Consider the following 12,452-nt stretch of genomic DNA (forward strand, 5'->3'; position numbering starts at 1 on the left):
CGTCTGAAGTGTGAGGCCGTCTGAAAAAACCGCCGACTGCTTACGCAATCGGCGGTTTTTTTGTCTGCGACAAATTACTCGGCTTCTTTAACCTGTTCGGCTACTTCGGCTTCGTGATGCGCCTGCCATGCTTGGCGACGGGTACGGTGGTAAGTCAAACCGGTACCGGCCGGAATCAGACGGCCGACAATCACGTTTTCTTTCAGACCGCGCAACTCGTCTTGTTTGCCCATAATCGCGGCTTCGGTCAACACGCGCGTGGTCTCTTGGAACGAAGCGGCTGAAATGAAGCTGTCGGTAGACAACGAGGCTTTGGTAATACCCAGCAATACGTTTTCGTAACGTGCCGGTTCTTTATCCTCGGCCAATGCCTTCTCGTTAGCCAATGTAACATCGCCGCGCTCTACTTGTTCGCCGGTAATAAAGCCGGTTTCGCCTGCGTCGGCAATATTCACACGGCGCAACATTTGGCGGATGATGACCTCGATGTGCTTGTCGGAAATCTTCACACCTTGCAGGCGGTAAACTTCTTGCACCTCTTGTACGATATAGCGGGCCAACGCTTCGATACCTTGCAGGCGCAGAATATCGTGCGGGTCAACCGCTCCGTCGACAATGGTTTCACCGCGGTTTACCACTTGGCCGTCGTGTACAAGAATCTGTTTCTCTTTGGAAATCAGTGTTTCGTAAGCCACGCCGTCCACATCGGTGATAATCAGGCGTTGTTTGCCTTTGGTTTCTTTACCGAAAGACACGGTACCGGTTACCTCGGCCAACATGCCGGCATCTTTGGGCACGCGTGCTTCGAACAGTTCGGCTACACGCGGCAGACCACCGGTAATATCGCGGGTTTTGGAAGACGCTTGCGGAATACGCGCCAATACGTCGCCCTTGCCGACTTCCTGACCTTCGCGAATGGTAATTACCGCGCCAACCGGGAACGCCATAGACACGGCAGTCGTCGTGCCCGGCATACATACTTCTTCGCCGTTTTCATCCAACAGTTTTACTGTCGGGCGCAACAATTTGGAAGTTGAAGCCGAACGGCGTTTGCCGTCGATTACCACCAAGGTAGACAAACCGGTTACATCGTCGGTTTGTTTGGCAACGGTTACGCCTTCTTCCACGTTTTCAAAACGTACCTGACCGGCATGCTCGGTAATCATCGGACGGGTATGCGGATCCCATGTAGCCAAGGTTTGACCGGCTTTCACCGCGGCACCGTCTTGTACCAACAGAATGGCACCGTAAGGCACTTTATGGCGCTCACGCTCACGACCGATGTCATCATGGATAACCAACTCGCACGAACGGCCGATCACGACCAACTCGCCTTTATTGTTGGCAACATAACGCATTTGGCTGCTGAAACGTGCGGTACCGTTTGATTTGGCTTCTACTTGGCTGGCGGCGGCGGCACGGGATGCGGCACCACCGATGTGGAAGGTACGCATCGTCAACTGTGTACCCGGCTCACCGATAGACTGGGCGGCAATCACGCCGACAGCTTCGCCGGTATTCACCAACTTGCCTCGCGCCAAGTCGCGGCCATAACAGTGGGCACACAAACCGTAGCGGGTTTTACAGGTGATCGGAGTGCGGACTTTAACCTCATCGACACCGGATTGGTCAATCAGGTCAACCAATTGTTCGTTCAACAGCGTACCTGCTTCAACGAGCGTTTCTCCGCTTGAAGGATCAACCACGTCTGAGGCAGCAACACGGCCGAGAATACGGTCACGCAGCGGCTCGATTACATCGCCGCCCTGCACCACGGCTTTCATTACAAAACCGTCAGTCGTGCCGCAATCGTCTTCTACCACTACCAAGTCTTGGGTAACGTCCACCAGACGGCGGGTCAAATAACCTGAGTTTGCCGTTTTCAATGCGGTGTCCGCCAAACCCTTACGCGCACCGTGGGTCGCAATAAAGTATTGCAATACCGTCAAGCCTTCGCGGAAGTTTGAAGTAATCGGCGTTTCGATAATCGAACCGTCCGGCTTGGCCATCAAACCACGCATACCGGAAAGCTGTTTAATCTGGGCTGCCGAACCACGGGCACCCGAATCGGCCATCATGTAAATGGAGTTGAACGATTCTTGGTCTACTTCGTTACCTTCGCGGTCAATGACTTTCTGTTTCGAAAGATTGTCCATCATCGCTTTAGCGATTTTATCGCCGGCACGACCCCAAATATCCACCACTTTGTTGTAACGCTCGCCGTTCGTTACCAAACCTTGGCGGTATTGGTCTTCGATTTCTTTAACTTCTGTTTGCGCTTCAGCCAACAAGGCGGCTTTTTCTTTGGGGATTTCCATATCGTCGACACAAATCGAGATACCGCCTTTGGCTGCGAATGCGAAACCGGTATACATCAAGTGGTCGGCAAAAATAACGGTATCACGCAGGCCGCACAGACGGAACGATGCATTAATCAGCTTAGAAATTTCTTTCTTCTTCAGCGCTTTATTAATGTATTCAAACGGCAGACCTTTAGGCAGAATCTCGCTCAACAAGGCACGGCCTACCGTGGTTTCGTAGCGTTTTACCACCGGCTCCAACTCGCCTTGGGCATTTTTCTCCCATTCGCGCAGACGCACGGTAATTTTCGTACCCAACTCTACTTGTTTGGTATGGTAGGCGCGGTGTACTTCTTTCACGTCTGCAAACAGGCTGCCTTCGCCTTTGGCATTGATACGGTCGCGGGTCATGTAGTACAAGCCCAATACAATATCCTGCGACGGCACGATAATCGGTTCGCCGTTGGCGGGAGACAGTACGTTGTTGGAAGCCAGCATCAAAGTGCGTGCTTCCATTTGTGCTTCCAAGCTCAACGGAACGTGTACGGCCATTTGGTCACCGTCGAAGTCGGCGTTGAACGCGGCACAAACCAGCGGATGCAGCTGAATGGCTTTACCTTCAATCAAAATCGGCTCAAACGCCTGAATACCCAAACGGTGCAGGGTCGGCGCACGGTTCAGCATGATCGGGTGTTCGCGGATCACTTCTTCCAAGATGTCCCATACTTCCGGCACTTCTTGCTCTACCAGCTTTTTAGCCGCTTTAACTGTTGAAGCCAAGCCTTGTTTTTCCAGTTTGTGGAAAATAAACGGTTTGAACAATTCCAAGGCCATTTTCTTCGGCAAACCGCACTGATGCAGGCGCAGGTAAGGACCTACAGTAATCACGGAACGGCCTGAATAGTCCACACGTTTACCCAACAGGTTTTGACGGAAGCGGCCGCCTTTACCTTTAATCATATCGGCCAATGATTTCAGCGGACGTTTGTTGGCACCGGTCATGGCTTTACCGCGACGGCCGTTATCCAGCAGCGAATCTACGGCTTCTTGCAGCATACGTTTTTCGTTGCGTACGATAATATCCGGCGCATGCAATTCCAACAGACGTTTCAAACGGTTGTTACGGTTGATCACGCGGCGGTACAAATCATTCAGATCGGAAGTGGCGAAACGGCCACCATCCAGCGGTACCAACGGACGTAAATCAGGCGGCAACACCGGCAGCACATCCATAATCATCCATTCGAGTTTCATACCCGAACGTTGGAATGCTTCCAATACTTTCAAGCGTTTGGCGATTTTTTTGATTTTGGTGTCCGAGCCGGTAGATTCCAACTCTTGACGCAACACTTCTACCTCTGAAGCAATGTCCAAGCTGCGCAATAATTCGCGGATACCTTCGGCACCCATCTTGGCATCGAAGTCGTCGCCGTATTCTTCCAACTTGGCGTAATAATCGTCTTCAGTCAGCAATTGGCGGCGTTGCAGCGGTGTCATACCCGGGTCGGTAACCACATAGGCTTCGAAATACAACACGCGTTCGATGTCCCGCAACGTCATATCCAAAACCATACCCAAGCGGGACGGCAGCGATTTCAGGAACCAAATATGGGCAACAGGTGCAGCCAATTCGATATGGCCCATGCGCTCGCGGCGTACTTTAGACAAAGTAACTTCCACGCCACATTTTTCACAGGTTACACCTTTGAATTTCAAGCGTTTGTATTTACCGCACAAACATTCGTAGTCTTTCACCGGGCCGAAAATCTTGGCGCAGAACAAACCGTCGCGCTCCGGCTTGAAAGTACGGTAGTTGATGGTTTCCGGTTTTTTCACTTCACCGTAAGACCATGAACGGATGGTTTCGGGAGATGCAATACCGATTTTGATTGCATCAAATTCTTCTTCCATGCCGGCAGACTGCAACGGATTAAATAAGTTTAACAAATTCATTTTTGCTCCTTATGGAACGGCGGTTTTCAGACGGCCTGAGTTTGCTCGAAAGCTGTTTGCTTGCAACTGTCTTTTCAGACGGCCTGTAACTGATGAGGCCGTCTGAAAACCTGTTCCGATATTTAGTAACGTTCCAGATCGATATCCAAGCCCAATGAGCGAATCTCTTTAACCAATACGTTGAAGGATTCGGGCATACCGGCATCGATTTTGTGTTCGCCTTTAACAATGTTTTCGTACATTTTGGTACGGCCGGCTACGTCATCCGACTTCACGGTCAGCATCTCCTGCAGCGTGTAGGCGGCACCGTAAGCTTCCAGTGCCCACACCTCCATCTCACCGAAACGTTGGCCACCGAATTGGGCTTTACCGCCCAGCGGCTGTTGGGTAACAAGGCTGTACGGGCCGGTAGAACGGGCGTGCATTTTCTCGTCAACCAAGTGGTGCAGTTTCAAGTAATGCATTACGCCGACGGTTACTTTGCGGTCAAACGGTTCACCCGAACGGCCGTCGTAAAGGGTAATTTGGGTTTTGCTGTTGTTAAAGCCGAGTTTTTCTACTTCAGGATCGTCGCTCGGATAAGCCAAGTCGAGCATCTCGTAGATTTCGTTTTCTTTAGCACCGTCGAATACCGGCGAGGCGAATGTGGCTCCGCGTTTCAGATTCTCAGCCAAGGCCAAAATTTCTTCATCGCTCAGCTCGTCCAGATTTTCCTGCTTACCGCTGTTGTTATAGAGTTTATTCAGGAACTCGCGGATTTCGCCTACTTTACGTTGCTCGGCCAACATGCGGTCTATGCGCTCACCAATACCTTTTGCTGCCCAGCCCAAGTGAACCTCAAGAATCTGTCCGATATTCATACGGGACGGTACACCCAGCGGGTTCAGAACGATATCGACGGGGCGGCCGTCTGCCATATAAGGCATGTCTTCCACCGGCAGAATGCGCGATACCACACCTTTGTTACCGTGGCGGCCGGCCATTTTGTCACCGGCTTGCAGGCGGCGTTTGATGGCAATAAATACTTTTACCATCTTCTGAACGCCCGGCTGCAGCTCATCACCTTGTGTCAGTTTTTTCTTCTTCACTTCATACAAGGCATCGGCTTCTTCGCGTTTTTGTTGCAGGCTGACTTTGATCAGTTCCATTTGCTTAGCCAGCGATTCATCGGCCAAACGGATATCGAACCAATCGTGCTTGCTCGGCAAAGATGCCAGATATTCGGCAGTAATTTCGCTGCCTTTAGCCAACTTCATCGGGCCGCCATTGGCTTTTTGGCCGACAATCATGCGCTCGATACGGCTGAATGCGTCGTTATCAAAAATACGCAATTGGTCGCCCAAATCTTGGCGGTAACGTTTCAGCTCGGAATCAATAATCGACTGTGCACGTTTATCGCGTTGGATACCTTCGCGGGTGAATACCTGTACGTCGATTACGGTACCGCTCATGCCGGTAGGCATACGCAATGAAGTGTCTTTCACGTCCGACGCTTTTTCACCGAAAATGGCACGCAGCAGTTTTTCTTCCGGTGTCAGTTGGGTTTCGCCTTTAGGCGTTACTTTACCTACCAAAACATCACCGGCTTCAACTTCTGCACCGATATAAACGATACCTGATTCGTCCAAACGGTTTTGCATGCGCTCGGATAAGTTCGGGATATCGCGGGTAATGTCTTCCGCGCCCAATTTGGTATCACGTGCCACCACATTCAATTCTTCGATATGAATAGAAGTGTAGCGGTCATCGGCTGCCACTTTTTCAGAAATCAGAATTGAGTCTTCGTAGTTGTAACCGTTCCACGGCATGAAAGCGATGGTCATGTTTTGACCCAATGCCAATTCGCCTAAATCGGTAGAAGCGCCATCGGCTACCACATCGCCGCGTTGCAGCACATCACCTGCTTTCACGACAGGACGTTGGTTAATGTTGGTTGATTGGTTTGAGCGGGTAAATTTTACCAAGTTGTAAATATCCACACCTACTTCACCGGCAGTCGCTTCATCATCGTGTACGCGAACAACGATACGGTTGGCATCTACATATTCCACAACACCACCGCGGCGGGCAACGATTGCAGTAGCAGAGTCTACGGCTACCGAACGCTCAATACCGGTACCTACCATCGGTTTTTCAGGACGCAAACAAGGCACGGCTTGACGTTGCATGTTGGCACCCATCAAGGCACGGTTCGCATCGTCATGCTCCAAGAAAGGAATCAGTGATGCTGCCACAGAAACCACTTGACCCGTCGCTACGTCCATGTATTGCACACGGTCGGCAGTAGCCATGATGGTTTCGCCCTTTTCACGACAAGTAATCAAGTCACCGGTCAAGCGACCGTCTGAATCCAACTCGGCGTTCGCCTGTGCAATCACATAACGGCCTTCTTCGATAGCAGACAAATAATCGATTTCATCGGTTACCTTGCCATCCACCACACGGCGGTATGGGGTTTCCAAGAAACCGTATTCGTTGGTGCGCGCGTAAACAGACAATGAGTTAATCAAACCAATGTTCGGACCTTCAGGTGTTTCAATCGGGCACACACGACCATAGTGAGTCGGATGTACGTCGCGCACCTCAAAGCCTGCACGTTCACGTGTCAAACCACCCGGACCTAAAGCAGACACACGACGCTTATGGGTAATTTCCGACAGCGGGTTGGTCTGATCCATAAATTGGCTCAACTGGCTGGAACCAAAAAACTCTTTAATTGCAGCAGAAACCGGCTTGGCATTAATCAAATCGTGAGGCATCAGATTTTCAGATTCTGCCTGATTCAAACGCTCTTTTACCGCCCGCTCAACACGAGCCAAGCCGCTGCGGAACTGGTTCTCCACCAATTCACCCACCGAACGCACACGACGGTTACCCAAATGGTCGATGTCGTCCACCTCACCATGACCGTTGCGCAATTCAACCAAAGTGGCAATAGAAGCAACAATATCTTCCACGCTTAATACAAAACCGCCTTTTTCAGCTGCACCGGCAAAAGTTTGGTTCAATAAGCGTCCGTACCATGATTCTGCTTGAACATTGCTCAATTTTTGCTCATAAGTGCGCGTATTGAATTTCATACGGCCTACACGTGACAAATCGTAGCTGTCTTCATTGAAGAACAATCGGTTAAACAAAAGCTCAACCGCTTCTTCAGTAGGAGGCTCACCCGGACGCATCATACGGTAAATCGCTACCCGAGCAGCTTGTTGATCAGCAGTTTCATCAGTACGTAAGGTATTGGAAATATAACCACCTTGATCCAACTCATTGATATACAGCGTTTCAACCTTATCAACACCATGAATATCTAACTTAGCCAATAATTCTTCTGTAATTTCTTCATTGGCAACAGCCAATACCTCGCCGGTATCGGGCACAATCAAATCAGTTGCTAATATCTTACCCAACAAGTTTTCGGGCTCAACATCCAAACGAGTTAAGCCTGCATTGCTAATATCACGTATATTTTTTGCAGTAATGCGTTTACCTTTAGCAACTAAAACATTACCGTCTTTATCTACAATATCCAGTTTCGCTGTATCGCCTTTCAGACGGCCTACAATTAAGTCAGTTTGAACACCATCTTTTGAAAGATAAAAAGTTTCTTTATCGTAGAAAGTATCTAAAATTTGCTCATTGTTATAACCTAAAGCCTTCAGCAAAATCGTAACCGGCATTTTTCTACGGCGGTCAATACGGAAGAAAAGTAGATCTTTCGGATCAAACTCGAAATCCAACCAAGAGCCACGATAAGGAATAATGCGAGCAGAGAATAACAATTTCCCGGATGAATGCGTCTTGCCTCTATCATGCTCAAAGAATACACCCGGAGAACGATGTAACTGAGAAACAATTACCCGTTCTGTACCATTGATTACGAAAGAACCACTCGGTGTCATCAAGGGTATTTCACCCATATACACTTCATTTTCACGAACTTCTTTTATTGTGGGCTTAGAAGATTCTTTATCCAGGATAACCAATCGAATACGGGCACGCAGCGGAGCTGCGTAAGTTATGCCGCGTAATTGACATTCTGGGATATCAAATAAAGGTTCACCTAGGGTATAGTGTACGAACTCTAAGCGTGCATAACCATTATGGCTCTCAATCGGAAAAATCGAATTAAATGCCGCTTGTAGACCATCATCAGCACGCTGATTGAATGGCTTTTCCAATTGCAAAAATTTTGCGTAAGAATCCAACTGAGTAGCTAGCAAAAATGGTACCTCTAAGACATTGGCACGTTTTGCAAAACTCTTACGGATACGTTTTTTTTCGGTAAAAGAATAACTCATGAAAACTCCAAAAAGGGGAGACTTTTAGAATAATTGCGCACAGATGAACTAAATCTCTTCATATCATCTAGTGCTACTTAAAAATTACTCACTTACATTTATTAACTAAATTTTAATTTATTAATGTAATTAAATGTAAATAAGCTGTTTTAAATTATAAAAAAGCAAAATAAGGCTGGCAGTGAACTGCCAGCCTTTAACAATAGAATAAAATTATTTGATTTCGACTTTAGCACCAGCTTCTTCCAATTGTTTTTGGATATCTTCAGCTTCAGCTTTAGAAACACCTTCTTTAAGAGTTTTAGGTGCACCGTCAACCATATCTTTAGCTTCTTTCAATCCTAAACCGGTAATAGCGCGTACCACTTTAATTACACCTACTTTTTGATCACCAGCAGAAGCCAAGATTACATCAAATTCAGTTTTCTCTTCAGCGGCAGCAGCACCACCAGCAGCGGCACCACCGGCAACAGTAAGAGCAGCAGCAGAAACGCCGAATTTTTCTTCAAAAGCTTTAACCAGCTCATTCAATTCCATAACGGTCAAACCAGCAACCGCTTCCAAAATGTCTTCTTTAGTAATAGCCATGCTATTTAAACTCCTAAAATTGATATATTTAATAATTAAATGAATATAAATTGTTCAGCAGTTTTACGCAGCTTCTTCTGCGCTTTTCTTTTCTGCCAAAGCTGCCAATGCACGAGCGAAACCTGAAACAGGCGCTTGCATAACACCTAACAACTTCGCAAGCAGTTCTTCTTGGCTTGGAATAGAAGCAAGTTCAGAGACTTGGGCGATATTTAACAAATCACCATTATAAGAACCAGCTTTCAGAACAATTTTTTCATCTTTTTTAGAAAATTGATGCAGTACTTTTGCTGCTGCAACAGGATCTTCAGATGCTGCATATACTAACGGACCTGTCATTTGGTCTGCCAATGCAGCAAACGAAGTGCCTTCAACTGCACGACGAGCCAATGTATTCTTCAGAACACGCAAATATACGCCTTCTTTACGAGCATTGGCTCGCAGCTCAGTCATACTAGCAACACTGATACCCCGATATTCGGCAACAACCATAGTTTGAGCATTAGCAATAGCATTACTAATCTCTTCTACAGCAGCCTTCTTGGTTTCAATATTGAGACTCAAGGTCTACCTCCCACTGTTTAACAAAGAAATACAAAAAATGTATTCCACCAGCGCGGCAACCTAAAAAGACATTTAACAAGCAATCTTGCCATTCAATTCAGGACTACCGTCTGCGTAGGGTATAACTATTAAATCTTACGATCCCTACGGTCTTGGACATCTACTTAACAATAAGTAGCCCAAATCCAAACAATCTACAAAGTAGATCAACTTTACAGGTTGTTTGAAAATTCTATTTAACTGCTTACACTTGATGTATCAACACGAACACCTAAGCCCATAGTGCTAGATACAGCTACTTTTTTCAGATATTGACCTTTCGCAGCGGCAGGCTTAGCTTTAACAATAGCATCCAATAATGCATTAAAGTTTTCACGCAAATCAGCCTCAGCAAATGAAGCACGACCAATAGTAGCATGAACAATACCTGCTTTATCTGTACGGTATTGAACTTGACCAGCCTTAGCATTTTTTACTGCTTCTGCAACATTAGGTGTAACCGTGCCTACTTTAGGATTTGGCATTAGACCACGAGGACCTAATATCGTACCTAATTGCCCTACAATACGCATGGCATCTGGAGATGCGATAACCACATCAAAATTCAAATTACCTTTTTTAACTTCTTCTGCCAGATCTTCAAAACCAACCACATCAGCACCAGCAGCTTTTGCTGCCTCAGCATTGACCCCTTGTGTAAATACAGCAACACGAGTAGTTTTACCAGTCCCCTTAGGAAGAACTACAGAACCACGAATAACTTGATCAGATTTACGAGGATCAACACCCAAATTAAATGAAACGTCTACAGACTCATCAAATTTAGCAGTAGCGGATTTTTTAACTAACGCAATTGCTTCATCAATTGCATACAGTTTATTAACCTCAACAGCACTACGCAAAGCGCTTAAACGCTTAGATACTTTAGCCATTACACACCCTCCACATCCAAACCCATAGAACGGGCGCTACCTGCAATAGTACGAACAGCCGCATCTAAATCCGCAGCAGTCAAATCAGGCTCTTTGGTTTTTGCGATCTCTTCCAATTGAGCCCGGGTAATCTTACCTACTTTATTAGTCAAAGGATTTGAACTGCCTTTTTGCAAGCCAGCAGCCTTTTTCAACAGTATGGAAGCAGGAGGTGTCTTCATCACAAAAGTGAACGACTTATCCGCGAAAGCAGTAATTACCACAGGAATTGGCAATCCTGGCTCCATACCCTGCGTTGCAGCATTGAATGCTTTACAGAATTCCATAATATTCAAACCACGTTGACCCAAAGCAGGACCAACTGGAGGGGAAGGATTGGCTTTTCCTGCAGGAATTTGCAGTTTAATATAGCCTACAATTTTTTTTGCCACTTTATAAAGCTCCTAAATCAATGGGTATAACGCGAAAATCGCTCCCCACAAAAAATCAAGTTTTTTATTATAGATTCTATTAAATATTTTTTCAATAAGATTTAATAACCTAAAACAACAATTCCATTTTATTAAATCTTTTCTACTTGATTAAACTCCAACTCAACCGGTGTTTCCCGCCCAAAAATCTGCACAGAAACACGTAATTTATTACGCTCATAATTGACTTCTTCAACAATTCCATTAAAGTCGGCAAATGGGCCTTCATTTACTCGAACTTGCTGCCCCACCTCAAATTCAACTTTCGGCTTAGGCTTCTCGACTCCCGATTGAACTTGTTGCAATATAGCATCAACCTCTTTTTGAGATATAGGCATAGGCTTATTAGCAGTACCCCCAATAAATCCTGATACACGAGGGGTACTTTTTACCAAGTGCCAAGAATCGTCTGTCATTTCCATTTCTACTAACACATAACCCGGAAAAAACTTACGTTCACTAATTGTTTTTTTTCCATTTTTTATGTCGACCACTTCTTCTACAGGCACCAAAATTTGCCCAAAATAGTCATCCATATTTTCACGGATAATACGTTCTTTTAAAGTCTTTTGAACATTTTTCTCAAAGCCGGAATAAGCCTGTACAACATACCAACGCTTCGACATTTTTATCCCCTCTTTAATAACAAATCAAAAAATAACCACGATATCAGACTATCTGTCGCATAAATAAATACGGATAAAATAGTCACGAAAATAACAACAAAAATAGTCATGCGAATTGCATCATTTTTAAGAGGCCAAACAACCTTTTTAAACTCAGCCACGGAATCACGCACATATCCCACCAACCGACGCCCAAAATGACACCAATAAAAAACTATTAACAATCCTAAAATAACACCTACAACTGGAAATAATGCCCGCAGATATGCAGGTATATTTTGCATAGTATAAAAAACCCAAATGCCGCAGGCAATTAACAGCACAGCAATTAAAAGCTTAAGGACATCAGCACTTTGCAGGATAACATCATTTTTCTGACTAGCTAACTTATTTACAGGTTTTACCAGCTGACCAGAGCCTTCTTTATCTTGCGGTAATTTCTCAGCCATCTCTTATCCAATATCAGATATTAAGTGAATAGCAATATAAAATTTTAAATTTCATACTGATTCAGTATAACTTTCCTGGACTAACCATCTCAAGGAATAAAACATTATATATAAACAAAAAAAATTAACCGGCACTTGGGCCGGTTAATTTTATTATTTGGCAGGCCAGGAGGGTCTCGAACCCCCAACCCTCGGTTTTGGAGACCGATACTCTACCAATTGAGCTACTGGCCTCTAAATATTAAGCGATAACAGAAGAAACCACACCG

Annotated in this window: 8 protein-coding genes and 1 tRNA gene; all 9 read right to left on the reverse strand. The window is 45.9% G+C overall.

What is annotated here, in order from left to right:
* Positions 1-74: 74 nt before the first annotated feature.
* The 9 genes from rpoC to Q0X97_RS11670 all read right to left on the reverse strand — a co-directional run bounded on the left by rpoC (position 75) and on the right by Q0X97_RS11670 (position 12,417).
* On the reverse strand, positions 75-4,253 hold the full coding sequence (gene rpoC, locus Q0X97_RS11630; RefSeq protein ID WP_302067587.1) for a DNA-directed RNA polymerase subunit beta': 4,179 nt from the start codon (positions 4,251-4,253) through the stop codon (positions 75-77).
* Between the two features lie 122 nt (positions 4,254-4,375).
* Positions 4,376-8,554: a DNA-directed RNA polymerase subunit beta gene (rpoB, locus tag Q0X97_RS11635; RefSeq protein ID WP_302067589.1), complete on the reverse strand. Its 4,179-nt coding sequence runs from the start codon at positions 8,552-8,554 to the stop codon at positions 4,376-4,378.
* Between the two features lie 213 nt (positions 8,555-8,767).
* Positions 8,768-9,142, reverse strand: coding sequence for a 50S ribosomal protein L7/L12 (gene rplL, locus Q0X97_RS11640; RefSeq protein ID WP_302067590.1), 375 nt, complete (start codon positions 9,140-9,142; stop codon positions 8,768-8,770).
* Between the two features lie 63 nt (positions 9,143-9,205).
* Positions 9,206-9,706 carry a 50S ribosomal protein L10 gene (gene rplJ, locus Q0X97_RS11645; RefSeq protein WP_302067591.1) on the reverse strand — a complete coding sequence of 167 codons (501 nt, stop codon included), beginning with the start codon at positions 9,704-9,706 and terminating at the stop codon, positions 9,206-9,208.
* Positions 9,707-9,942: 236 nt separating this feature from the next.
* On the reverse strand, positions 9,943-10,638 hold the full coding sequence (gene rplA, locus Q0X97_RS11650; protein ID WP_302067592.1) for a 50S ribosomal protein L1: 696 nt from the start codon (positions 10,636-10,638) through the stop codon (positions 9,943-9,945).
* Positions 10,638-11,069, reverse strand: coding sequence for a 50S ribosomal protein L11 (gene rplK, locus Q0X97_RS11655; protein ID WP_085390779.1), 432 nt, complete (start codon positions 11,067-11,069; stop codon positions 10,638-10,640). Before rplK ends, rplA begins: the two co-directional genes overlap by 1 nt.
* Before the next feature lie 131 nt (positions 11,070-11,200).
* Positions 11,201-11,734 (reverse strand): transcription termination/antitermination protein NusG, encoded by a 534-nt coding sequence (gene nusG, locus Q0X97_RS11660; protein ID WP_302067593.1) that lies wholly within the window; start codon positions 11,732-11,734, stop codon positions 11,201-11,203.
* A 2-nt stretch (positions 11,735-11,736) separates the two neighbouring features.
* A complete protein-coding gene (gene secE / locus Q0X97_RS11665) occupies positions 11,737-12,183 on the reverse strand; it encodes a preprotein translocase subunit SecE (RefSeq protein WP_302067594.1) in 447 nt (148 codons plus the stop codon).
* A gap of 158 nt (positions 12,184-12,341) precedes the next feature.
* Positions 12,342-12,417: transfer RNA gene (locus Q0X97_RS11670), tRNA-Trp, on the reverse strand.
* Positions 12,418-12,452: the final 35 nt, after the last annotated feature.

It is taken from the genome of Neisseria sp. MVDL19-042950 (assembly GCF_030504625.1).
In the GTDB taxonomy this organism is placed as follows: Bacteria; Pseudomonadota; Gammaproteobacteria; order Burkholderiales; family Neisseriaceae; genus Neisseria.

Bases quoted from the DNA above. Each gene is read 5' to 3' on its own strand.
- rpoC (WP_302067587.1), bottom strand. From the start codon at position 4,253: ATGAATTTGTTAAACTTATTTAATCCGTTGCAGTCTGCCGGCATGGAA.
- rpoB (WP_302067589.1), bottom strand. From the start codon at position 8,554: ATGAGTTATTCTTTTACCGAAAAAAAACGTATCCGTAAGAGTTTTGCA.
- rplL (WP_302067590.1), bottom strand. From the start codon at position 9,142: ATGGCTATTACTAAAGAAGACATTTTGGAAGCGGTTGCTGGTTTGACC.
- rplA (WP_302067592.1), bottom strand. From the start codon at position 10,638: ATGGCTAAAGTATCTAAGCGTTTAAGCGCTTTGCGTAGTGCTGTTGAG.
- nusG (WP_302067593.1), bottom strand. From the start codon at position 11,734: ATGTCGAAGCGTTGGTATGTTGTACAGGCTTATTCCGGCTTTGAGAAA.
- secE (WP_302067594.1), bottom strand. From the start codon at position 12,183: ATGGCTGAGAAATTACCGCAAGATAAAGAAGGCTCTGGTCAGCTGGTA.